The sequence below is a fragment of the Paenibacillus riograndensis SBR5 genome (genome assembly GCF_000981585.1).
GTDB lineage: Bacteria > Bacillota > Bacilli > Paenibacillales > Paenibacillaceae > Paenibacillus_AQ > Paenibacillus_AQ riograndensis.
On the sequence record NZ_LN831776.1, the window covers coordinates 6,863,138 to 6,884,908 of the forward strand.

The window sequence follows — 21,771 nt, forward strand, 5'->3', positions numbered from 1 at the left end:
ATGGAGCGGACGACGGGAATCGAACCCGCGACCCTCGCCTTGGCAAGGCGATGCTCTACCGCTGAGCCACGTCCGCATTAATGGCTGGGGATATAGGAATCGAACCTATGAATGACGGAGTCAAAGTCCGTTGCCTTACCGCTTGGCTAATCCCCAATATTCATTTGTAAAGTAATGGGGCGGCTGATGGGTCTCGAACCCACGAATGCCGGAACCACAATCCGGTGCGTTAACCCCTTCGCCACAGCCGCCATATGAAACTGTTACATCCTAATTAGATCAATAATTCTAAAAGTAATGGGGCGGCCGATGGGTCTCGAACCCACGAATGCCGGAACCACAATCCGGTGCGTTAACCCCTTCGCCACGGCCGCCATATGAAACTTTTAAAATTTGTGTGGCAGGGGCAGCAGGAATTGAACCCACACCAACGGTTTTGGAGACCGTTGTTCTACCTTTAAACTATGCCCCTAAAAATGGTGGAGGCTGATGGATTCGAACCACCGAACACGTACGTGAGCAGATTTACAGTCTGATGCGTTTGGCCACTTCGCTAAGCCTCCACAATGGTGCCGGCGAGAAGACTTGAACTCCCAACCTACTGATTACAAGTCAGTTGCTCTACCAATTGAGCTACACCGGCATATTAAGTTGTAAGAAAAATGGTGGCGCGGGACGGAATCGAACCGCCGACACAAGGATTTTCAGTCCTTTGCTCTACCGACTGAGCTACCGAGCCATATAAGTTATATTAAGTAAACCTTGATGGCGGAACCGACGGGATACTCTTCACTTCGTTACGAGATTGCGATGTAATCCTTACGAAGCAATGCTTCAACGAACCCTATGATGGATTCTCATCCCTGAAGCAAACATGATGGCGGAACCGACGGGATTCGAACCCGCGATCTCCTGCGTGACAGGCAGGCATGTTAGGCCAACTACACCACGGTTCCAAATTAAGCACTACTCTTTTTGGGGTTAAATTGCGGGGGCAGGATTTGAACCTGCGGCCTTCGGGTTATGAGCCCGACGAGCTACCGGGCTGCTCCACCCCGCGTCAGTATAAAGCGTATTCTTTTGAAAGGATACTATGGTGGAGGCTGAGGGGTTCGAACCCCCGACCCTCTGCTTGTAAGGCAGATGCTCTCCCAGCTGAGCTAAGCCTCCATAAATCAACAAAACTTATTGTACCAAATCACTTTAATAAAAATCAAGTAATAATGGTGACCCGTATGGGATACTCTCCACTCCGTTACGAGATTGCGATGCATTCCTTACGAAGCCGATGCTTCAACGAACCCAATGAATTCTCATCCCAGAATTCGAAGATGTAAATTGGTGACCCGTATGGGATTCGAACCCATGTTACCTCCGTGAAAGGGAGGTGTCTTAACCCCTTGACCAACGGGCCATATCTTCATGCTCCAACGAACCACAGAGGGTTCTCATCCCTATTCAAGGAAGTATTGCTACGGAGAGAGAGGGATTCGAACCCTCGAGACGCTTGTGGCGCCTACACGATTTCCAATCGTGCTCCTTCGGCCAAACTCGGACACCTCTCCATATGGCTCCCCGAACAGGACTCGAACCTGTGACAACTCGATTAACAGTCGAGTGCTCTACCAACTGAGCTATCAGGGAATATGCATATCAGACGTTTGATCGCCTGAAAACTGAATCCGAAACGAAAACTGCATTTTAGTTATTTGGATAAGCCCTCGACCGATTAGTATTGGTCAGCTCCACACGTTGCCGTGCTTCCACCTCCAACCTATCTACCTCGTCGTCTTCAAGGGGTCTTACATACTGGGAAATCTCATCTTGAGGGGGGCTTCACGCTTAGATGCTTTCAGCGCTTATCCCGTCCGTACGTAGCTACCCAGCCATGCTCCTGGCGGAACAACTGGTGCACCAGCGGTACGTCCATCCCGGTCCTCTCGTACTAAGGACAGCTCCTCTCAAATTTCCTACGCCCACGACAGATAGGGACCGAACTGTCTCACGACGTTCTGAACCCAGCTCGCGTACCGCTTTAATGGGCGAACAGCCCAACCCTTGGGACCTACTTCAGCCCCAGGATGCGATGAGCCGACATCGAGGTGCCAAACCTCCCCGTCGATGTGGACTCTTGGGGGAGATAAGCCTGTTATCCCCAGGGTAGCTTTTATCCGTTGAGCGATGGCCCTTCCATGCGGTACCACCGGATCACTAAGTCCGACTTTCGTCCCTGCTCGACTTGTAGGTCTCGCAGTCAAGCTCCCTTCTGCCTTTGCACTCTTCGAATGATTTCCAACCATTCTGAGGGAACCTTTGAACGCCTCCGTTACTCTTTAGGAGGCGACCGCCCCAGTCAAACTGCCCGCCTGACACGGTCCCCGTACCCGTTTAGGGTACCAGGTTAGAACCTAGATACGATCAGGGTGGTATCCCAACGGCGCCTCCACCGAAGCTTGCGCTCCGGCTTCTACGGCTCCCACCTATCCTGTACAGATCGTACCCAAATTCAATATCAAGCTGCAGTAAAGCTCCATGGGGTCTTTCCGTCTTGTCGCGGGTAACCTGCATCTTCACAGGTATTAAAATTTCACCGGATCTCTCGTTGAGACAGCGCCCAAGTCGTTACGCCATTCGTGCGGGTCAGAATTTACCTGACAAGGAATTTCGCTACCTTAGGACCGTTATAGTTACGGCCGCCGTTTACTGGGGCTTCGGTTCACAGCTTCGGAGTTGCCTCCTAACCGCTCCCCTTAACCTTCCAGCACCGGGCAGGCGTCAGCCCGTATACTTCGCCTTGCGGCTTCGCACAGACCTGTGTTTTTGCTAAACAGTCGCTTGGGCCTTTTCACTGCGGCCCCCTCGGGCTATTCACCCTACCGAGGCACCCCTTCTCCCGAAGTTACGGGGTCATTTTGCCGAGTTCCTTAACGAGAGTTCTTCCGCGCGCCTTAGAATTCTCTTCTCGCCTACCTGTGTCGGTTTGCGGTACGGGCACCTTCTCCTGGCTAGAGGCTTTTCTTGGCAGTGTGAGATCATGACCTTCGCTACTGTAATTTTCGCTCCCCATCACAGCCCAGCCTTACGGTGTGCGGATTTGCCTACACACCAGCCTCACTGCTTGGACGGACATCCATCAGTCCGCGTCACTACCCTCCTGCGTCACCCCATCGCTCATAGCGGATTACGGTGGTACAGTAATTTCAAACTGTTGTCCTTCGACTACGCCTGTCGGCCTCGCCTTAGGTCCCGACTTACCCTGAGCGGACGAGCCTTCCTCAGGAAACCTTGGGCTTTCGGCGGATCAGATTCTCACTGATCTTTTCGTTACTCATACCGGCATTCTCACTTGTGTAATGTCCAGCTGTCCTTCCGGTCAACCTTCAACCCTTACACAACGCTCCCCTACCCCTGATGCAAAGCATCAAGCCATAGCTTCGGTGGTGTGTTTAGCCCCGTTACATTTTCGGCGCAGAGTCACTCGACCAGTGAGCTATTACGCACTCTTTCAATGGTGGCTGCTTCTAAGCCAACATCCTGGTTGTCTGTGCAACTCCACATCCTTTCCCACTTAACACACACTTGGGGACCTTAGCTGATGGTCTGGGCTGTTTCCCTTTTGACAATGGATCTTAGCACTCACTGTCTGACTCCCGGCAAGAAGTCCATGGCATTCGGAGTTTGACTGAGCTTGGTAACCCTTGCGGGCCCCGCACCCAATCAGTGCTCTACCTCCACGACTCCATTCACCGAGGCTAGCCCTAAAGCTATTTCGGGGAGAACCAGCTATCTCCGAGTTCGATTGGAATTTCTCCGCTACCCCCACCTCATCCCCGCACTTTTCAACGTACGTGGGTTCGGGCCTCCAGTGCGTGTTACCGCACCTTCACCCTGGACAGGGGTAGATCACACGGTTTCGGGTCTACGTCCACATACTCAATCGCCCTATTCAGACTCGCTTTCGCTGCGGCTCCGGCTTCTCACCTTAACCTTGCATGTTAAACGTAACTCGCCGGTTCATTCTACAAAAGGCACGCCATCACCCCTAAAATGGGCTCTGACTTTTTGTAAGCACACGGTTTCAGGTTCTCTTTCACTCCCCTTCCGGGGTGCTTTTCACCTTTCCCTCACGGTACTGTTTCACTATCGGTCGCCAGGTAGTATTTAGCCTTAGCAGATGGTCCTGCCGGATTCATACGGGGTTTCACGTGCCCCGCACTACTCGGGATCCGTCTCGGAGGGAACAGGGTTTAGGGTACAGGGCTTTTACCTCTATCGCGGGCCTTTCCAGACCTCTTCGCCTACCCGGTTCCTTTGTAACTCCATGTGAGACGTCCCACAACCCCAAGGAGCAAGCTCCTTGGTTTAGGCTGTTCCGCGTTCGCTCGCCGCTACTGACGGAATCACTATTGTTTTCTCTTCCTCAGGGTACTTAGATGTTTCAGTTCCCCTGGTCTGCCTCTTCACACCCTATGGATTCAGATGTGAGTGACTGCGAATTACCACAGCCGGGTTTCCCCATTCGGACACCCCCGGATCAAAGCTTGCTTACAGCTCCCCGAGGCAGTTTCGTTGTTCGCCACGTCCTTCGTCGGCTCCTGGCGCCTAGGCATCCTCCGTGTGCTCTTATTAGCTTAACCATCGCGTAGATCGTTTCGCTTGTTCGCTCCGCTTGGACTCCGATCCTGTTCATGATTTACATCATTCACAAAGGGATCTCCGCCCAAAAGTCGCTGCACAATCGAAAATCTTCGCTTTCAGCATACTAATAACTATTTAAAACTTGTTCACACAAGTTTCAGCTAAAAGATGTTCTAAAACGCATTTTCGTTTCGGTATCCAGTTTTCAAGGATCAAGTGTTTCCGGATTTAACTCCGGAAGAAGATCATATCATGTTTCCGAGCTGCTTGACTACAAGCAAGTTCTGGAAACCAATATGTCCATTGAGAGCTTAAACTCTCAAAACTGAGCAACGAGTGAGTCACTAACCGACCGGTTAGATTTAAGATTTGAATGTCCTCATTGCAGAGAACGATTCTCCATAGAAAGGAGGTGATCCAGCCGCACCTTCCGATACGGCTACCTTGTTACGACTTCACCCCAATCATCTACCCCACCTTCGGCGGCTGGCCCCCTTGCGGGTTACCCCACCGACTTCGGGTGTTGTAAACTCTCGTGGTGTGACGGGCGGTGTGTACAAGACCCGGGAACGTATTCACCGCGGCATGCTGATCCGCGATTACTAGCAATTCCGACTTCATGCAGGCGAGTTGCAGCCTGCAATCCGAACTGAGACCGGCTTTGCTGGGATTGGCTCCACCTCGCGGCTTCGCTTCCCGTTGTACCGGCCATTGTAGTACGTGTGTAGCCCAGGTCATAAGGGGCATGATGATTTGACGTCATCCCCACCTTCCTCCGGTTTGTCACCGGCAGTCACTCTAGAGTGCCCAGCCTTACCTGCTGGCAACTAAAGTCAAGGGTTGCGCTCGTTGCGGGACTTAACCCAACATCTCACGACACGAGCTGACGACAACCATGCACCACCTGTCTCAACTTTCCCCGAAGGGCACCTAATGCATCTCTGCTTCGTTAGTTGGATGTCAAGACCTGGTAAGGTTCTTCGCGTTGCTTCGAATTAAACCACATACTCCACTGCTTGTGCGGGTCCCCGTCAATTCCTTTGAGTTTCAGTCTTGCGACCGTACTCCCCAGGCGGAGTGCTTACTGTGTTAACTTCGGCACCAAGGGTATCGAAACCCCTAACACCTAGCACTCATCGTTTACGGCGTGGACTACCAGGGTATCTAATCCTGTTTGCTCCCCACGCTTTCGCGCCTCAGCGTCAGTTACAGCCCAGAAAGTCGCCTTCGCCACTGGTGTTCCTCCACATCTCTACGCATTTCACCGCTACACGTGGAATTCCACTTTCCTCTTCTGTACTCAAGCTGCCCAGTTTCCAGTGCGACCCCAGGTTGAGCCCAAGGTTTAAACACCAGACTTAAGCAGCCGCCTGCGCGCGCTTTACGCCCAATAATTCCGGACAACGCTTGCCCCCTACGTATTACCGCGGCTGCTGGCACGTAGTTAGCCGGGGCTTTCTTCTCAGGTACCGTCACTCCGGTAGCAGTTACTCTACCGGACGTTCTTCCCTGGCAACAGAGCTTTACGATCCGAAAACCTTCATCACTCACGCGGCGTTGCTCCGTCAGGCTTTCGCCCATTGCGGAAGATTCCCTACTGCTGCCTCCCGTAGGAGTCTGGGCCGTGTCTCAGTCCCAGTGTGGCCGTTCACCCTCTCAGGTCGGCTACGCATCGTCGCCTTGGTAGGCCGTTACCCCACCAACTAGCTAATGCGCCGCAGGCCCATCCTCTAGCAGCAGATTGCTCCGCCTTTCATCCTTATCCCAGGAGGGTCAAGGAATTATCCGGTATTAGCTACCGTTTCCGGTAGTTATCCCAGTCTAGAGGGTAGGTTGCCTACGTGTTACTCACCCGTCCGCCGCTAAGCTTATCCCGAAGGATAAACTCCGCTCGACTTGCATGTATTAGGCACGCCGCCAGCGTTCGTCCTGAGCCAGGATCAAACTCTCCAATTGGTATTGAAAAGAGCGATAGCTCATTTTGAAACATCTGACGAGAATTTGCATTCTCTGATGAATTTCTAAAGCGTGAAACACGCTGTGAAACTCATCTGTTTTGGATCTCACTTGCGTGAAATCCTACTCACTCGTTGTTCAGTTTTCAAAGATCAAGTTCTCATTTTCTTGCATCGTTGCTTGTCAGCAGCGACCTTTATAATATATCACAGCGCCCTCATTTTAGTCAACCTTTTTTTAATTTCTTTTTTCCAGTTGTCTTCCGCATGCTTTGCAGCATCTTAACCGCGTCAGAGGGACGAGTTATAATTTAACACAACATTAACACAAGAGTCAACTATAAATATTCCCTCAAGTGATTTTATAACGTGAACAAGAACCCAACAAAAAAAGAGAGCATATTCGCCTCTCCTTATCCATCCGTTATTATCATTTATATTCACAAGGTATAGCGTACAGCATGACCATCCCCGGCATCCTCTGCCCACGAAGCAATCTCTCTGATTTGTGAACGGGATACCAGCTTGCGCAGTACCAGCGGCAGTTCAGCGCCAAGCTGGCTAAGTCCGGAGTGCTGGAGCAGTTCTTTTATACTCCAGGGTTCCTTGCGGCTCCCCAGTATATTCAGCAGTATGGTACAGCAATCGGACATCTTGGACATAATGGAAAATTCACAAGCTAGCAGAATAAGCTCCACTCTCTGATCCAATGTCTCTGTACTAACGGTCAACTCCTCATACAGCTTATGAACGGATGAATTCAGGCCTTTGATTTGCTCCCACACCGCCGGATCAGGAAAACAGCCTGCCTCGCTTACTTCTATACGCGCCCAGTGATACAGAGCGATCAATACACAGTTGTATGCATCCATAGTGCAGCCAGCTTCCATATACCGCTTAGATTTCACATACATATGCAGAAATCTGGAGAATTCCATAAACAGTATCCGTTCCTTAATCGGCCCCTGAAACTGGATAATCTCCCGGCGCATTTCACCGAGGATTCCCTTAGGGTCCCAAATGACTTCACCCGCAATCAGACTGGTGAAGAGTTCATTGTTATCCCCTGCCATTACCGCCCTCTCCAGAGCGGAAAGACCTACATGGACCGACTGTGTGCGCCGTTCACCGGCCATGGTATGAGTAATAATGCGTTCCTTCTCCTGTTCCTCATGCAGCATCAGTACTACCATATCAAAATCATGGAGAAGCGCGCTCTGAAACGGAGCACTGCCGGTCTGGTGCAGGGCTACAGCTCCCAGTACACTCTCGTCAAACGTCTCTCCACTAAAAAGGGTCAAATTGGACAGTTCCATACTTCCCTCCATCAAATTTGGCGATTTTGCGTCTGTCAGTTATAATTCTCTTAAATATTAATATTCTACATATTCATGGCAGTTCCTCCTGGACAACCGAACTATATTTCAGTTAGGAGCAAATACTCATGAAGTTTAAATCAGCTAAAATCAACGCTTTTCGCACTTGGGGCCTGCTGCTCACCATGCTGGGAATGGGCCTGATGATCTTGGGAACGGCGGGCATCGTATTCTGGGGTTCGGCCGGAAAGATTGTTGCTGCAATCGGGCTTGTCATTGGCCTGGTGTCTATGATTGCCAGTCTGGCGATCTATTTTTGGGCGGGCATGCTCTCAACAAGCGCCGTGCAGGTAGAATGTCCGGAATGCCACAAGCTGACCAAAATGCTGGGAAAAACGGACCGCTGTATGTTCTGCCATACGATTCTCACGATGGACCCCGCACAGGCAACGGTCACTGCGGAGCAGCTTGAAGGACAACAACTGAAGCATTAGCTTATCGCATTTGGCGCTTAAATTATGTTATAGAAAAAAAACCAGGGGTTCCCTTAAGGAAACCCCTGTGCTGTACCTGCAATATTTACCGTCTATTTGCTAATCTGCTGCAAGGTCTCCCAAGCCTCTGGAACGGCAAAGCTGCGGTTCCAGGAGCCAATGCCTCCTAACCCGAAGGATTTGGCCAGCTCTACCCTGGCTTTTAACGAAACCTTGTCTTCTATCCAGATCTTGCGAAGGACACCATCCTCCGTATACTCTACATAATTCTGACCTGAATCCTTATCCAGCACAGGCTTCAATTTCTTTTCAGCCAGTATTTCCTGAACGGCATTCATGCTGACGGCTTTGGAGCTGACTTTGGTTTTTCCGTCTTTTGTGGTTTCCGACCAAATGCGGGTATACAGCGGGATACCGAGTATCAGCTTTTCTGCAGGAACGTCATCCTCTTCGAGGATACGGCTTACGGATTTCTCCACCCATGGCAGCGAAGCAACAGAACCTGCGGTAGGACTGGACGCCCAATGCTCATCATAAGCCATGACGATCAGAAAATCGGTAACTGCGCCAAGTGCCCGGCGGTCCAGAAAGAGTGACCACATCTCACTGTTCGATTTTGGAGTCACGTCCATCGAGACAATGAGGTTTTTGGCTTGGGCCATCGGCTTCAGTTCCCGCATGAACTGCGTAACATTCTCTCCGTCCTTGGTGTAGACATTTTCAAAATCGATATTAATCCCATCAAGACCGTAAAGATCAGCATATTCAAGCATCTGCACGATGGCATTCATCCGCTTCTCATAGCTTGACAACGCCTGGGTGGTAAGGTCGGCATCGAAGCTGTTGGTCAGCAGCCCCCATACCTCCATCCCTTGCTGATGGGCCCACTGTACGTAGGCACTGTCAGCCTTGCTGCGGACGTTACCTTTTATATCGACGATCTCGAACCAGGTAGGGCTGACCACGTTAACCCCGGGGAGAGCGCCAAAATTAGCGGGGTTAGGCTTACGTTCATATACCGCTTCCCAGTAAAGATTCACAGGCTTGCCTTTCCAGCTGCGCTCTGCGCGCGAGGGAGCGGCCGGCTTCACCTCGACTGCCTTTTCCCCGTCTTGGATGATATCTTTTGCTTTGACATAGCCTGTAAAGCCGTTGTCCATCTGTACGTACAGCCAGTCCTCATTGTCCGAGTTCCAAATCTTTACCACCGTTCCGGGAGACATATCGGCCACAATAGGTGCATGGATAGTCGCTTCACTGCGCAGAGGTTGGGTTTTGCCGCCTTCCTCGCCCTTGACTTTGCCAAGCGGGACCGTTTCTCCAGCGGTCATCAGCAGAACGGCTCCGGTGTCCTTATCCTCTTCCACCTCAAAACCGTACAGATTTTCAAGCGTATCTGCGGGCAGATAGGTCATCCCGTTTTTTTCTTCAGGCGCCAGCCGGAGCTGGAGCGGTTTATTGTTCAGACTGGCGGTTTTAGTATCTTCTTGCATATATAAAAGCTCATTGTCTGTCGATAAGATTACAGACTTGGTATCTTCTTCATAACGGATGGATGAGTCTACATATTTCTGGAGCAGCGGAAGCGGTAAAAGCAGCGCGTCCCCGGTACCTGAAGCGGAATAGCCCGTCAGCTCTCCTTTGACAAAAACAGGCTGTTCTAACCCTTTCCAATCAGGATCGGTATGCAGACGGTTCGGCAATACATAAAAAACAACCCAGTAGGCTGCAGCAGCTATAATGACAAGTCCCAGTAAACGGCGAAAAAGACCTCCGCGTTTCTTGACGCGTCTCTGTCTCTGTCTTCTATTCAAAACGTACCTCCAGATCACTTATAGAATTATACTGCGGGGGAATCATTCTTAAGTATACGCTATCTCTAGCCCTCTGGTTGCGCAAATCTGCTGGAAGAGTTGGGCTTATTTGATAGGGTGTCATAAAAAAATCATAAAAAATCCAAAAAACGTGAGGTCTCCGTTGCCGGATTCCGCACGTTTAAAATAACTCTCACTATTCAGAAACTTATTGTGTCTTCTCTGTGCAGCATTTGCAGATTCCGTACAGCTCCATCCGCAAACCATGGATTTTGAACCCTGTCGCCTGCTCGGCACGCTGTTCCACCTCATGGAGCGATGAATAGCTGAAATCCTCAATCCGGCCGCATTCCTGGCAGATAACATGATAATGATCAGATACATTCGCATCAAAACGGCTGGAATTGTCGCCGTAGGTCAGCTCGCGGACCATCCCCGCTTCCATGAACATCTTGAGGTTGTTGTACACTGTTGCCACACTCATGCTTGGAAACTGCGGCTCAAGCGCACGGTAAATATCATCTGCCGTAGGATGATTCATCGCTTCCATCAAATACGATAGAATCGCATGACGCTGGGGCGTAATACGGACACCGGTTGTCTTCAGTTGTTCCAATGCATGCTGTACGCCACTACCCATCAATGCCACCGCCTTTTAATAAAAAACATAATAATAACTATAATGTAATTGTAAGACCGGGCTTTCAATGTTGTCAACGAAGTCATTACATTATATTGATTATTATATAATATAAATTACTTAATTCAATATTTCCTCACATTTAGGTTGCTGTTACCTTCCACATGCAGCTTAAATTCGCCAGTGCCTACTTCGCCGGAAATATTTTTTTTGTCGATGGTCAGCTCAGGAATATCAGAAACGATATCGCCATAACCGCTGGAGCCGTCCACGGTATAATTTCCGGATGCGGGCAAGTACAGGTCAATATCACCTACCGCGCTGTAGATATCCCAGTTGCCTCCGAAGTCGGCAGATTGAACACGGATTTTGCCGTTGAGGGATTCGGCCTGCAGTTTCGATCTGGCTCCGTTAATCTCCAGGTTGCCGTTCTTGCTGGACAGCTCCATCTGATCTCCGCTCCCTGCCGCCGAAATATTGCCAACAGCGGTCGAAAGCTTAAGCGCCCCCGTTACATCCCAGGCCGCCATATCCCCGCCGCTTGTCGCCAAATCCACACTGCCCTGAACCGTTCTGGCACGCACGGCCCCGTTCAGTGTTTTCCCTTTGACATTGCCGAAAATACGGTGGAGGATCAATTCCCCATTTCCGGTCTCCAAATTGATACCCTCTATGGCCTCCACATTCTGCAAGGTAATGCCTCCATTCATCGTCCGCACCTCTAGATTAAAACGGCGGTCTTCAGGCAATGAAATCTCAAGGTCCATCCGCGGCTGGCGTTTGCCGGAGTCTCCATAGGCCTTGCTTTTGGGGATGATTTTGATCGTATTCCCTTCAGTTACATCTACAAAGGACTGCTCCGAGATCGCCTCTGCGACAGCACCCTCCAACTGATCTACCCATACGGTTGTTGCAACTTCAATATCCTCGACAGGTGCGCGGTGAATCAGAATATCACCGTTGATGCCGTCTACAGTAATTTTGGAGGTCCCCAGCTCAACCGGAATAACGATCGGAGCCTTCTGGAACTTGCTTCCCTTGGCTTCGCCATAATCCACAGCCGCTGCGGTTAGATTCAGACTGACCCGATTCCATAGATGGAGATAATGTTCCTGTTCCGAAACAATAAACACACTGGCCGCGAGCACGACCGCAGACAGCAGCCCCCGCAAATCCATACGTGAACGGGATCGGGCTCTCCCCTGGCTCAAATGCCGCGAGAAGAAGGATATAAGCAGATACTCCAATCCCCAGAGCACAGCTATAATCGGCCACCATTTCAATAAGATCAGCATATGGTCGGTTCCGTTTCTCCAGTCCAGAAACAAGAGAACCCCGACGGCTATGAGCAGCGCAGAAGCTGTGTATCTGCCAACCCGGCGGCTGCGCCGTTCGCTGCCGTTCTGCCAGGAGAGCACTTTTATGATCTCGCGGACTGCAAGCAATACTCCACAAACCGCCAATACCGCCGCAACTGTCACACCGGCATAATGCTCGATGAAATATTGCAGCCAGACCGGCTTTTGCTGGAAAAGAAATAGCAGCGCGCCACCGAGAAGCAGCATAAGCCCAAAGGAAATCCCCGGTTCACTGACCAGACGGCGCCGTTGTCCATGCGGTTTCGGAACAGGCGGGAGCTCAGGGTCCTGCTCTCCAGGCAGACGCAGAAGCCGGTCGGCAGACTGCAGCACATCGAACACACTGTAGAAATATAGCACCGGAATCATCAGCGCCAGCAAAATAAGCAGCGGCACATTAATCTGCATGCCAATCGATGAGAAGTAGAGCAGTGCAGCAATATCAAGCAGAATGATAAAAATAAAAGAGATTCCTTTGCGAAGCAGCCCGAAGTAGATATGCCCCGTGCCCGGAATGAGCGCTGCCAGCAGTCCGGCAATGAATTTGCGTTTGCGGCGGGGACGCCGCTTCAGGCGCGGAGGAATGAAAGGCAGCTTTTGTTGCTGATCAGCTTCTCCTGCTTGTACAGCAGGGCCATACTCTCCTTCCTCCTGCACAGGAAGCATGGCAGAATCATTAGGCTCGGGACTCATTTCGGGACTCCTCCTGTCGTCATAACGTTCATTCTTAATATTCAAAGCCGGCCGCTCCGGTGAAATTCAATCAATTCGACACCGGGAGCAACTTCTTCAAGTCCGGCAGGGACAAATCCATGTTTGGTATACAGTGCAACAGCCGGCTCATTAAGCTTCCCTGTAGAAACGATAAACTGGTCCATACCTGGATATTGCCCGAAAATATATTCCAAAAGCCTCCCCGCCACTCCCTGGCGGAAAAAATCCGGATTAACCATCATTCGGGTCACCGTAAGCTGGCCGGGTGATTCCTCCTGGACGGCAACAGCGCCCATTAACTCACCGCTGTCGTCGAAGCTGCCATAGAAACACTCTTCTGAGCGGCTCAGCATGTCTCTGGTCTCCAGCAGCGGCGGGATTTCATGAAAGCCTATCCTCTCTGCCTCCAGCCTGTAGGCCTTATGCTGAAGGCTCCAAAGCTCGCTTAGGATATCCCCATTTTGCAAATCCAGCCTGATTATTATGCTCATCCGCACATTCCCCTTATATGCCGCGAAAGGCCTGCCGTTAACCGACAAGCCCTACCGCTTATGTTCTACTGTATATTAACCAAAAAGCAGGTAAGGTCTAGCTGTTCAGCACTTCTGCGAGCAGCGTGTTGACCAGCCCCGGATTGGCTTTGCCTTTGCTCTCCTTCATAACCTGTCCCACGAGGAAGCCAATCGCCTTTTGCTTGCCTGCCTTATAATCCTCAACAGACTGTGGATTGGCGGCCACAACCGCTTCAACGATCTGCTTGATCGCCCCCTCATCGCTGATTTGCACGAGGCCTTTTTCTTCAACGATTGCCGCCGGAAGCTTGCCGCTCTCCAGCATCTCTTTAAAGACAGTTTTGGCGATTTTGCTGCTGATGGTTCCGCCTGCGATCAGACCAATCATTTCTCCCAATCCCTGCGGAGTAATCTTCACCTGGGGCAGTTCCAGACCCCCATTGTTCAGATACCCCAGCAAATCACCCATCATCCAGTTGGCAACGGCTTTGGCATCCTTCGTATAAGCCAGACTGCCCTCGAAGAAATCCGCGAGCGGCTTGGAGGAGGTCAGCACACCGGCATCGTAGGCGGTAAGTCCATATTCCGTGCTGTAACGGCTCTTCCGCGCATCCGGCAGCTCCGGAATGCTTGCCCGGATGGACTCCTTCCAGGCATCATCAATATGCAGCACAATCAGGTCAGGGTCCGGGAAGTAGCGGTAGTCATGCGCTTCTTCCTTGCCGCGCATGGACAGCGTTTTGCCCTGGGCTTCGTCCCAGCGGCGGGTCTCCTGAACGACAACACCGCCGTCATCCAGAATCTCACTTTGCCGGAATTGCTCGTATTCCAGTCCGCGCAGTACCCCGCGGAAGGAGTTCATGTTCTTAAGCTCCGCGCGGATGCCGAATTCGGCCTGGCCTTCCGGCCGCAGGCTGATGTTGGCATCGCAGCGCATTGAGCCCTCTTCCATCTTCACATCGGATACGTCGCAATACTGCATAATGGCGCGGATCTTCTCCAGATAGGCGCGCGCTTCCTCCGGAGACCGCAAATCAGGTTCGGAGACGATTTCAATCAGCGGCGTGCCCACACGGTTGAAGTCGACCAGTGAAGCAAAGCCGCCGTCCACATGGGTCAGTTTGCCGGCGTCTTCCTCCAGGTGCAGGCGGGTGATGCCGATCCGCTTGGTTTGTCCGTCCACCTCAATATCGATCCAGCCGTTCAGACCGATAGGCTGATCGTATTGGGAAATCTGGTAGGCCTTCGGTGAATCGGGATAAAAGTAATTTTTGCGGTCGAATTTGCTGACGTCGCCAATCGTGCAGTTCAGTGCCATCGCTGCTTTCATGGCATATTCAACGGCCTGCCGGTTCAATACCGGCAAGACGCCTGGATGCCCCAGACAGACAGGACAGGTATGTGTATTGGGCGGAGCACCGAATTCCGTGGAGCAGCCGCAGAAGATTTTGGACTTGGTATGAAGCTCCACATGAACTTCCAGTCCGATGACCGTTTCGTATTTAGCCATATCTATTCTCATTCCCTTAAAAGTTTTGTGAGCCTATACTCCTGCTTGAGTATCTTCGTGAAAACCTGCTCCGAAGCCCGAACGTCCCGGACAGCTGCAGTTACAGCTGCGGGAGCTGCTTATGATGATCTGTATGCTGTTCAAAGGCATGCGCAACGCGCAGAACGGTGCTCTCATCAAATTCTTTGCCGATAATTTGCAGACCTACAGGCAGCCCTTCGGCAAAGCCGCAGGGAATGCTGACCGCAGGAATGCCGGCGAGACTGACAGGAATCGTCAAAATATCATTCAAATACATAGTCAAAGGATCTTCGATCTGTGATCCGAGCTTGAAGGCTGTAGTAGGTGCAGTAGGTCCGATAACCACATCATACTTCTGAAATACATCGTCAAAGTCCTGCTTAATCAAAGTCCGCACCTTCTGCGCTTTCAAATAATAAGCATCATAATAACCGGAGCTCAGTGCGTAAGTACCCAGCATAATCCGCCGCTTAACCTCGGCTCCAAAGCCCTCGCTGCGGGAGTTATGGTACAGATCAAGCAAACCCCCGCCGTCATCGGCTCTTACTCCGTAGCGGACACCGTCAAAGCGGGCCAGGTTGGAGGAAGCTTCCGAAGAAGAAAGCAAATAATAGGTTGCTACTGCATATTCGGTATGCGGCAAAGAAACCTCTTCCCAGACCGCACCAAGGCTTTCAAGCACTTTCAGTGCGGACAGCACGGTGTCGCGGACAGATGCATCCACACCTTCGCCGATGTATTCCTTCGGCACTGCAATCCGCAGGCCGGAAATATCACCTGTAAGGGCACTGAGATAATCCGGAATATCCACGTTTGCTGAAGTCGAATCCTGGGCATCGTAGCCTGCAATGGCCTGCAGCACATAGGCAGAATCCTCGACATTCCGTGTAATCGGGCCGATTTGATCCAGGGATGAAGCAAACGCGACAAGTCCATAACGGGAAACCAGTCCATAGGTCGGCTTAAGGCCCACTACTCCGCAATAGGACGCAGGCTGGCGGATAGAACCGCCAGTGTCGGAACCGAGGGTAAACAATACTTCTCCAGCAGCCACTGCCGCTGCAGATCCGCCGCTGGAACCGCCGGGAACACGCTCCACATCCCAAGGGTTGCGGACGGGGCCGAACGATGAATTCTCATTGGAGCCGCCCATGGCGAACTCGTCCATATTCAGCTTGCCGACCGTAACGGCATCCGCCTGCCGCAGCTTGGTGACAACAGTCGCATCGTATATAGGCTGGAAATTGGAGAGGAATTGACTGGCGCAGGTAGTGCGCAATCCTTTGGTCACAATATTGTCCTTAATTCCGGCCGGAAGGCCAAAAAGCAGTCCGCGGGCTGCTCCGGAGGCCAGTTTATCGTCCAGCGCGCGCGCAGAAGCACGGGCCCCCTCTTCATTTAAAGTCAAAAACGCATGCACCTTACCATCGCGCTCTGCAATGGCAGCCAGAGATTCCTCTGTCAGTTCGCCGACCGAAATCTCTTTGCTCCGCAGCATGTTATGTAATTCAGGCAATCGATATTGAAACAGGCTCAACATTCTTCCTCCTTCGCTATAGTTATTCCAGAACTGCGGGAACCTTGAAATGCCCGTCCTCATCTTCTGGTGCGTTAAGCAGAGCTTCTTCTTGAGACAAGCTCTCCTTGACCACATCATCGCGCATGACATTGCTGACCTGCAGCACATGGGTTGTCGGCTTGACGTTCTCGGTGTCGAGTTCATTCAGTTTCTCTGCATATTGTAAAATAGCATTCATCTGTTCAGTTAGTTTCGCCTCTTCTTCCGGGCTTAAATGCAGGCGGGCCAGCTTGGCCACATGCTGCACATCATGGACTGTAATGCTCATTCGGAATATCCCTCCTGTTTAAAGGGCTAAAGCGCCCGGATAACGTGTTTAATTATATTGTAGAAGCCTCTACAATTCAATGCGCATGTGGTTCCACGGCCACTTCAATCTGAAAAGCCCCACAAAGTGGGGCCGGACACTGTCCAGTATTCGGGTTAAACAGGCGAAATATAGCAACTTATAAGGGTGGACAGGGCAAACTGCCCTGCGGCGCTTCAACAACAGCATTTTTGCTGTTGTTTTGGTGCAAAGCTGGCCTTTTAAGCGAATCAAAGCAAGTGATTCTTAGCCCCACCACACCTTGTCTGTAGCAGAAGGGAATCATAATTTACGCAATACAAAAAAAACCGGCTTGCGCCGGCTTTCCTTAAATCCAAGCACGAAGATTCACCTGTTTGATGAAATCCGCCTGGGACAGGCTTTCCTTAGTGGTTGTCTCCGTCTCCACTGCTTCCACATCGCCGCCATTCATCAAGTGATGAAACAGCTTCTCGTTGTGCGTGGACAAAGCATAATCAATCAACGCTTCGTGCGTTGCACTTTCAGCCTGAGCTGCCAGCAACTGCTCTTCCGTTTCAACATCCTCGGCTGTAACATAGAAATTTCTGTTCGCCTGCGGAACACGGATGACGTAATCAAACGCATTGTCAGGATTACGGTCATAAGCAATTAGGTAGCCATAGTCTCCAATAGGAAGACCCTGCTCAAATGCGTCCGCGACAATAACAATCCTCTCACCTAAACGCAGCATCGCCCTACCTCCTGACCTGGAATCTATCATAGTCTTGCTTGTTCCCACAGTCTACTAAAAAAAGATAGAGCTGTCCAGCGCCAGCAGTTGGTTTACCTGACATTTAGCAGAAAATATTCTGAAAAACGTTGAAAATCTTCAAAAATCGCATATCTCATTATTCCGGTAATTGCTTCCTGTGAATGAAGAGTGAAGCGGAGGCAACACATATAACAATCAGTATTACGGCAGAAAAGACCGGGCCCCATGCCATTCCGTCCCCTTCTGTCATCATTTCGGCAGAAATAGCGGTAAGCGCCGCCGGGGTCCAGTCTAGCAGCGAAGGCAAGAGGCTATGGGCCAGCGACATTGCTGCTGCAGCCAGCAGTCCCAGAAAAGCAGCGGCAGGGCCGCGCAGCCATGCGCTGAACAGGAGCGTCAGCGAGACTGCGCACAGCAGCCACAGCCCATACAGTCCGGCCGCAGCCGCCAGATTGCTCCATAAGAGCGGGCCCATCAGCTGCTCTGTATAGTAGGCCGCCCCTGCTGCACCAAGCCCGAGGGCCATAACAAGAACGGTCAGCTGCGCAGCCCATTTGGCTGAAACAATAGCCGCCGGGGCCACCGGCTTGGCCAACAGCATCTCTATAGTTCCGCTGCTTCGCTCACCAGCCAAGCTGTTCATTACACCCAGCACAAGTATCAGCATGCCGATGGTGCCATATTGTCGAAGTGCCTGGGCCATTACCACAGCAGAACCGGGCATCTCATATCCCTCCAGCATGCCTGGAGGGACATTTCCCGAAGCTTTGAGGATTTCGGGCATGTAATAAGTCGTGAGCGGCTGCATAATACCAAGAATGATAAATACCACCGGAACCCAGATCAGCTTGTAGCTGCGCAGGGATTCCAGCATTTCTTTGTGATAGAGCGTCCAAATATTCCTCATGCCCCCACCACCTTCATAAACAAATCCTCCAAAGTGGAAGAGCCGGCTTCGAATTGCAGCAATGGAATATCAAGGTTTCCGGCTTCCTGAAGGATGATCTGCCGGGCAAGCTCCACATTCTTCACATTTAGGGTAGCGGACCCGGAAGAGACGGCTGACTGCTCAACAAATGATCTGTGTGCAAGATCCTCGAGCCAGCGCTGCGCCTTCTCTTCTCTCTCTGTAGTTAACCGTATGACCGGAATGCTATACTGTGAGCGAAGGCGTGACAACGCCCCATGCTCTGCTATTAAACCATGATTCATCAGAATAATATCATCACATATTTCTTCGGCGTCATGCAGAACATGCGTAGAGAAAATAACGGTGGTATCCTCCCGGATTCCCCGCAGCAGTTCCATGACTTCCCGGCGTCCGATGGGATCAAGTGCGGACACCGGCTCATCCAGGAGCAGCAGCCGGGGACGGTGAATCAGAGCCTGGGCCAGTCCAAGCCGCTGCTTCATCCCGCCGGAATATCCGCCGATCTTACGCCTCGCCGCATCTCTCAGGCCCACATGCTCCAGAACATCCGCTGCAAGTCCTGCTGCTTCTTTCGAGGATACGCCGTACAGCTTCGCAGCAAAAACAACGTACTCCTGTCCGCTCATCCAGTTATAAAATGCCGGAGATTGCGGCAAATAGCCAATCCGCTTGCGGTAATCCCCAACGGGACCTCCTTCAAAGGAAATCTGTCCCGAGGTAGGCTTAAGCAACCCCGCAAGCATGCGCAGGGTAGTCGTCTTTCCCGCACCATTAGGCCCCAGCAAGGCCACACACTTCCCTGCTTCAATATCAAAGGAGATCCCATCTACCGGTGTATGCCCGCCATAAACCTTGCGTAAATTGGCAACTGTCAGCAGCGGCATCAGTTATCTTTCCTTCCTACTGTAAAATAAGCAACGCTGCCCAGAAGATTGCCAAAAATCAAGATAATAACCCATAGCCACTTGGGCCCCCGGGTCTGCTCAGCCTTGCCCAGAGAAACCAGGCCGATAACGGCCAGCAGGACCTGTAATGCCAGCAGCGGCCAAATCAATCCCCATTTGATTTCTTCCATGACTGCCACCCGCCTTTTAAATTCTTCACCGGAGTTATGCTCCGGTTGATCAAAGCTTTCTGTTCGCCCTCTTCCGGTCAGGAAGGACCACGAACAACAGATAACAAATGAGGGGTGTAGGAATTCCGGTCAACCCCCATATCCCCCAAAACCAAGCCACTCTGCCCCGGCCGCGCTTCTGGGCATTACGAAATATTAATGTTCCTTGCAGCAGCAGCGCTGCAGCCAGACAACCCCACAACCAATAAGGCACGTCCTGAAGCTCTTTCACTCTTCCGCATCCTCCCGCCGCAGCCTAAGCCGGACCACTGCCAGGCAACCGAGCCCAGCGATTGGTACAGCCGCCTGCAGTATCCAGTAGATCACTGGCGCTAATCCCAAGCTAACCATGACAATGCTCACCATGAATAGCGCGACAAGCAAGAACATCTGGAGCTCTCTGCGGCGCTGATGCTGTCGGCGGAGAGCTTCCTCGGCAATAAGCCGCTTAAGTCCCGGCAAAGATGGCGGCGAAATGTCATCATACTGCGCATCCAGACGCTCAAGATCTCCTGACAGCATCTGCAGCAATTCATCATCCTTCTCAGTGTTCATCATCACTCAGCTCCTTTCGCAGTTGATTGAGTCCTGCTGCCACACGCGATTTGGCAGTGCCCGAAGGAATCTGCAGAATATCCGCGATCTCTTCATACCCGTAACCGTAATAGTGCTTAAGCAGCACCGCCATTCGCTGGACAGAACTCAGCCGTGAGAGCGCATCAAGCACTTCGCTCCACTCCAGGTTCCGGCTCTCAAAACGCCAGCGGATGGACCGTACACCCTCTTCCTGGCGTTTCCACTTCATTTCAAGCTTCCATCGGCGCTTCCTGTCAATATACAGCCGGGTAGCAATAGTAATCAGCCACGAGGAAAAAGACGAAGCTCCGTTATAGGTTCCGATCTTCTCCATGCACCTGACCATGGTATCCTGGGCAAGTTCCTCTGCGAGCAAAGGGTTCATGGTAGCCTTGACCAGGTATTTGTAGAGAAAGGCATAATGTTCCTGCAGCAGTACAGCCAGCGCGGAAGCATCGCCGTGCTGCGCTCTGATGATCCGTTCGTGCGTCCCGTCGCTCATCTGCTCCTCCATCTGTAGCTTTCATTCATTTGTAATACGGCTATGTATGGTTAATCGTTCATTCGCGGTCTGAATTATTTTGCAGCTCCCATAGTCTGCGCCGCCAGGGCTGAATCGCCCCTTTGCCGTGTGGGAAGCTCCAGAAGAGACATTCCTTCTTATCCTGCCCGCCCGTAGTAGAAATCGGCGCTTTATGCGCCTCTTCTTCATGCACTTCCTCTTCAGTATCTTTCATCCATTCCGCCCCCTAAACCCCTTATCCCGAAAAACAGACAAAAAAAGAACGCAAACCGGGATTATTCCACAGTCTGCGTGCTTCGCGAGGTTAAATGTTACATTTAATTAACATTATACTATCAACTTTGTAGTCACTTGTCCATCAGTTTTTTGTTCTAAAATGTCGATTCCGGCAGAAGCGGATCATTACATGGGAACGTAAGGATTACATTGCCGCTCAAAACCGATCGTTGTCCGCGGCCCATGGCCGGGAAATACTCTGACTTCCTCATCCAGGCGGTACAATTTGTTCCGGATGGAATCGATAAGGTCCCGTTCCCGGCCTCCAGTCAAATCGGTACGTCCGACCCCCAGTTTAAAGAGCACATCACCAGAAAAGAGATCACTGCCGCATAGGAAGCTGACGCTGCCGGGAGAATGCCCCGGCGTATGCATCACACGGAAGGTGAGTCCCAGCAGATTAAGCACCTGGCCATCTGCCAAATCATACTCGGCAGGTTCGGTGCTGATGGGCGGCGTAACATCGGGCCACATCAGCGAGCCATTCAGCTTGGGGCTGCCGAGCCATTCGCTCTCCAGCGTGTGTAAGTACACCGGACATTTCTTGGCCCGGCGGATCTCGTCAAGCCCGGCAATATGATCGAAGTGGGCGTGGGTCAGCAGAACAGCTTCAATCTCCATTTCCTGGGCAGCGCGCAGAAGAGCCGCGGGATTCGCACCGGGATCAATGATGACACCGCGTCCGGGATCCGCCCCGGTAAGCAGATACGCATTCGTCTGAAGGGGACCCAGATTATAGGAACGAATATTAAGCATCGCT

General features: G+C 51.6%; 17 protein-coding genes, 14 tRNA genes and 2 rRNA genes. 1 reads left to right on the forward strand and 32 read right to left on the reverse strand.

Translation table 11 applies throughout. The features are described from left to right. Window position 1: 1 nt before the first annotated feature. The 17 genes from PRIO_RS28815 to PRIO_RS28895 form a co-directional block, all read right to left on the reverse strand. Window positions 2-76: transfer RNA gene (locus tag PRIO_RS28815), tRNA-Gly, on the reverse strand. A gap of 5 nt (window positions 77-81) precedes the next feature. Next, window positions 82-156 (reverse strand) — tRNA-Gln (locus tag PRIO_RS28820). Window positions 157-175: 19 nt separating this feature from the next. Then, a tRNA-His gene (locus tag PRIO_RS28825) sits at window positions 176-251 on the reverse strand. Between the two features lie 47 nt (window positions 252-298). Next, window positions 299-374: transfer RNA gene (locus PRIO_RS28830), tRNA-His, on the reverse strand. A 24-nt stretch (window positions 375-398) separates the two neighbouring features. Next, a tRNA-Trp gene (locus PRIO_RS28835) sits at window positions 399-472 on the reverse strand. A 5-nt stretch (window positions 473-477) separates the two neighbouring features. After that, window positions 478-563 (reverse strand) — tRNA-Tyr (locus PRIO_RS28840). Between the two features lie 4 nt (window positions 564-567). Next, window positions 568-643 (reverse strand) — tRNA-Thr (locus PRIO_RS28845). Between the two features lie 20 nt (window positions 644-663). Beyond that, window positions 664-739, reverse strand: a tRNA-Phe gene (locus PRIO_RS28850). A 139-nt stretch (window positions 740-878) separates the two neighbouring features. Continuing rightward, window positions 879-956, reverse strand: a tRNA-Asp gene (locus PRIO_RS28855). Between the two features lie 30 nt (window positions 957-986). Continuing rightward, a tRNA-Met gene (locus PRIO_RS28860) sits at window positions 987-1,060 on the reverse strand. A 34-nt stretch (window positions 1,061-1,094) separates the two neighbouring features. Continuing rightward, window positions 1,095-1,170, reverse strand: a tRNA-Val gene (locus PRIO_RS28865). A 169-nt stretch (window positions 1,171-1,339) separates the two neighbouring features. Continuing rightward, a tRNA-Glu gene (locus tag PRIO_RS28870) sits at window positions 1,340-1,414 on the reverse strand. Between the two features lie 61 nt (window positions 1,415-1,475). After that, window positions 1,476-1,565 (reverse strand) — tRNA-Ser (locus PRIO_RS28875). Between the two features lie 3 nt (window positions 1,566-1,568). Next, window positions 1,569-1,644, reverse strand: a tRNA-Asn gene (locus PRIO_RS28880). A gap of 65 nt (window positions 1,645-1,709) precedes the next feature. After that, window positions 1,710-4,637 (reverse strand): 23S ribosomal RNA (locus tag PRIO_RS28885). Window positions 4,638-5,043: 406 nt separating this feature from the next. Next, window positions 5,044-6,594, reverse strand: a 16S ribosomal RNA gene (locus tag PRIO_RS28890). The 16S and 23S rRNA genes sit together here with 14 tRNA genes alongside, the layout of an rRNA operon. A gap of 439 nt (window positions 6,595-7,033) precedes the next feature. Further along, complete coding sequence (locus PRIO_RS28895) at window positions 7,034-7,909, reverse strand: nucleotidyltransferase-like protein (protein ID WP_020426259.1); 876 nt, start codon at window positions 7,907-7,909, stop codon at window positions 7,034-7,036. A 128-nt stretch (window positions 7,910-8,037) separates the two neighbouring features. Here PRIO_RS28895 and PRIO_RS28900 point away from each other — a divergent pair, with 128 nt between their 5' ends. Next, the gene (locus tag PRIO_RS28900) at window positions 8,038-8,403 is read left to right on the forward strand and encodes a DUF2614 family zinc ribbon-containing protein (protein WP_020426260.1); all 366 of its coding nucleotides are present in this window, start codon (window positions 8,038-8,040) and stop codon (window positions 8,401-8,403) included. A 92-nt stretch (window positions 8,404-8,495) separates the two neighbouring features. Here the strand turns inward: PRIO_RS28900 and PRIO_RS28905 are convergent, their stop codons facing one another. The 15 genes from PRIO_RS28905 to PRIO_RS28975 all read right to left on the reverse strand — a co-directional run bounded on the left by PRIO_RS28905 (window position 8,496) and on the right by PRIO_RS28975 (window position 21,767). Then, window positions 8,496-10,217, reverse strand: a complete 1,722-nt coding sequence (locus PRIO_RS28905) for a glycosyl hydrolase family 18 protein (protein WP_020426261.1) — start codon at window positions 10,215-10,217, stop codon at window positions 8,496-8,498. A gap of 208 nt (window positions 10,218-10,425) precedes the next feature. Next, the gene (locus PRIO_RS28910) at window positions 10,426-10,857 is read right to left on the reverse strand and encodes a Fur family transcriptional regulator (RefSeq protein ID WP_020426262.1); all 432 of its coding nucleotides are present in this window, start codon (window positions 10,855-10,857) and stop codon (window positions 10,426-10,428) included. A 125-nt stretch (window positions 10,858-10,982) separates the two neighbouring features. Continuing rightward, window positions 10,983-12,908: a DUF4097 family beta strand repeat-containing protein gene (locus tag PRIO_RS37100; protein WP_020426263.1), complete on the reverse strand. Its 1,926-nt coding sequence runs from the start codon at window positions 12,906-12,908 to the stop codon at window positions 10,983-10,985. Between the two features lie 41 nt (window positions 12,909-12,949). Beyond that, complete coding sequence (locus tag PRIO_RS28920) at window positions 12,950-13,420, reverse strand: GNAT family N-acetyltransferase (RefSeq protein ID WP_020426264.1); 471 nt, start codon at window positions 13,418-13,420, stop codon at window positions 12,950-12,952. 97 nt (window positions 13,421-13,517) lie between these two features. After that, window positions 13,518-14,951: an Asp-tRNA(Asn)/Glu-tRNA(Gln) amidotransferase subunit GatB gene (gene gatB / locus PRIO_RS28925; protein WP_020426265.1), complete on the reverse strand. Its 1,434-nt coding sequence runs from the start codon at window positions 14,949-14,951 to the stop codon at window positions 13,518-13,520. Between the two features lie 100 nt (window positions 14,952-15,051). Continuing rightward, complete coding sequence (gatA, locus tag PRIO_RS28930; protein ID WP_020426266.1) at window positions 15,052-16,509, reverse strand: Asp-tRNA(Asn)/Glu-tRNA(Gln) amidotransferase subunit GatA; 1,458 nt, start codon at window positions 16,507-16,509, stop codon at window positions 15,052-15,054. Window positions 16,510-16,531: 22 nt separating this feature from the next. After that, the gene (gene gatC, locus PRIO_RS28935) at window positions 16,532-16,819 is read right to left on the reverse strand and encodes an Asp-tRNA(Asn)/Glu-tRNA(Gln) amidotransferase subunit GatC (protein ID WP_020426267.1); all 288 of its coding nucleotides are present in this window, start codon (window positions 16,817-16,819) and stop codon (window positions 16,532-16,534) included. 367 nt (window positions 16,820-17,186) lie between these two features. Continuing rightward, window positions 17,187-17,570 (reverse strand): hypothetical protein, encoded by a 384-nt coding sequence (locus PRIO_RS28940; protein WP_020426268.1) that lies wholly within the window; start codon window positions 17,568-17,570, stop codon window positions 17,187-17,189. A 157-nt stretch (window positions 17,571-17,727) separates the two neighbouring features. Further along, window positions 17,728-18,498, reverse strand: coding sequence for an ABC transporter permease subunit (locus PRIO_RS28945; RefSeq protein ID WP_020426269.1), 771 nt, complete (start codon window positions 18,496-18,498; stop codon window positions 17,728-17,730). Next, window positions 18,495-19,406 carry an ABC transporter ATP-binding protein gene (locus PRIO_RS28950; RefSeq protein ID WP_020426270.1) on the reverse strand — a complete coding sequence of 304 codons (912 nt, stop codon included), beginning with the start codon at window positions 19,404-19,406 and terminating at the stop codon, window positions 18,495-18,497. Before PRIO_RS28950 ends, PRIO_RS28945 begins: the two co-directional genes overlap by 4 nt. After that, on the reverse strand, window positions 19,406-19,597 hold the full coding sequence (locus tag PRIO_RS28955) for a PLD nuclease N-terminal domain-containing protein (RefSeq protein WP_020426271.1): 192 nt from the start codon (window positions 19,595-19,597) through the stop codon (window positions 19,406-19,408). The genes PRIO_RS28950 and PRIO_RS28955 overlap by 1 nt, the downstream gene beginning before the upstream one ends. A 267-nt stretch (window positions 19,598-19,864) precedes the next feature. Continuing rightward, a complete protein-coding gene (locus PRIO_RS28965) occupies window positions 19,865-20,194 on the reverse strand; it encodes a YxlC family protein (RefSeq protein WP_141639044.1) in 330 nt (109 codons plus the stop codon). After that, a complete protein-coding gene (sigY, locus tag PRIO_RS28970) occupies window positions 20,181-20,714 on the reverse strand; it encodes an RNA polymerase sigma factor SigY (RefSeq protein ID WP_020426274.1) in 534 nt (177 codons plus the stop codon). The genes PRIO_RS28965 and sigY overlap by 14 nt, the downstream gene beginning before the upstream one ends. A 58-nt stretch (window positions 20,715-20,772) precedes the next feature. Continuing rightward, entirely contained in the window at window positions 20,773-20,949 is a 177-nt protein-coding gene (locus PRIO_RS36285; RefSeq protein WP_020426275.1) for a hypothetical protein, read from the reverse strand. 188 nt (window positions 20,950-21,137) lie between these two features. Beyond that, a complete protein-coding gene (locus PRIO_RS28975) occupies window positions 21,138-21,767 on the reverse strand; it encodes an MBL fold metallo-hydrolase (protein WP_020426276.1) in 630 nt (209 codons plus the stop codon). Window positions 21,768-21,771: the final 4 nt, after the last annotated feature.

Excerpts from the sequence above, each read along its gene's own strand:
- PRIO_RS28965 (WP_141639044.1), bottom strand. The coding sequence starts at position 20,194 with ATGATGAACACTGAGAAGGATGATGAATTGCTGCAGATGCTGTCAGGA.
- PRIO_RS36285 (WP_020426275.1), bottom strand. The coding sequence starts at position 20,949 with ATGAAAGATACTGAAGAGGAAGTGCATGAAGAAGAGGCGCATAAAGCG.
- sigY (WP_020426274.1), bottom strand. The coding sequence starts at position 20,714 with ATGAGCGACGGGACGCACGAACGGATCATCAGAGCGCAGCACGGCGAT.
- PRIO_RS28910 (WP_020426262.1), bottom strand. The coding sequence starts at position 10,857 with ATGGGTAGTGGCGTACAGCATGCATTGGAACAACTGAAGACAACCGGT.
- PRIO_RS28945 (WP_020426269.1), bottom strand. The coding sequence starts at position 18,498 with ATGAGGAATATTTGGACGCTCTATCACAAAGAAATGCTGGAATCCCTG.
- PRIO_RS28920 (WP_020426264.1), bottom strand. The coding sequence starts at position 13,420 with ATGAGCATAATAATCAGGCTGGATTTGCAAAATGGGGATATCCTAAGC.
- PRIO_RS28895 (WP_020426259.1), bottom strand. The coding sequence starts at position 7,909 with ATGGAACTGTCCAATTTGACCCTTTTTAGTGGAGAGACGTTTGACGAG.
- PRIO_RS28955 (WP_020426271.1), bottom strand. The coding sequence starts at position 19,597 with ATGGAAGAAATCAAATGGGGATTGATTTGGCCGCTGCTGGCATTACAG.
- PRIO_RS28940 (WP_020426268.1), bottom strand. The coding sequence starts at position 17,570 with ATGCTGCGTTTAGGTGAGAGGATTGTTATTGTCGCGGACGCATTTGAG.
- PRIO_RS37100 (WP_020426263.1), bottom strand. The coding sequence starts at position 12,908 with ATGAGTCCCGAGCCTAATGATTCTGCCATGCTTCCTGTGCAGGAGGAA.
- PRIO_RS28950 (WP_020426270.1), bottom strand. The coding sequence starts at position 19,406 with ATGCCGCTGCTGACAGTTGCCAATTTACGCAAGGTTTATGGCGGGCAT.
- gatC (WP_020426267.1), bottom strand. The coding sequence starts at position 16,819 with ATGAGCATTACAGTCCATGATGTGCAGCATGTGGCCAAGCTGGCCCGC.
- gatB (WP_020426265.1), bottom strand. The coding sequence starts at position 14,951 with ATGGCTAAATACGAAACGGTCATCGGACTGGAAGTTCATGTGGAGCTT.
- PRIO_RS28900 (WP_020426260.1), top strand. The coding sequence starts at position 8,038 with ATGAAGTTTAAATCAGCTAAAATCAACGCTTTTCGCACTTGGGGCCTG.
- PRIO_RS28975 (WP_020426276.1), bottom strand. The coding sequence starts at position 21,767 with ATGCTTAATATTCGTTCCTATAATCTGGGTCCCCTTCAGACGAATGCG.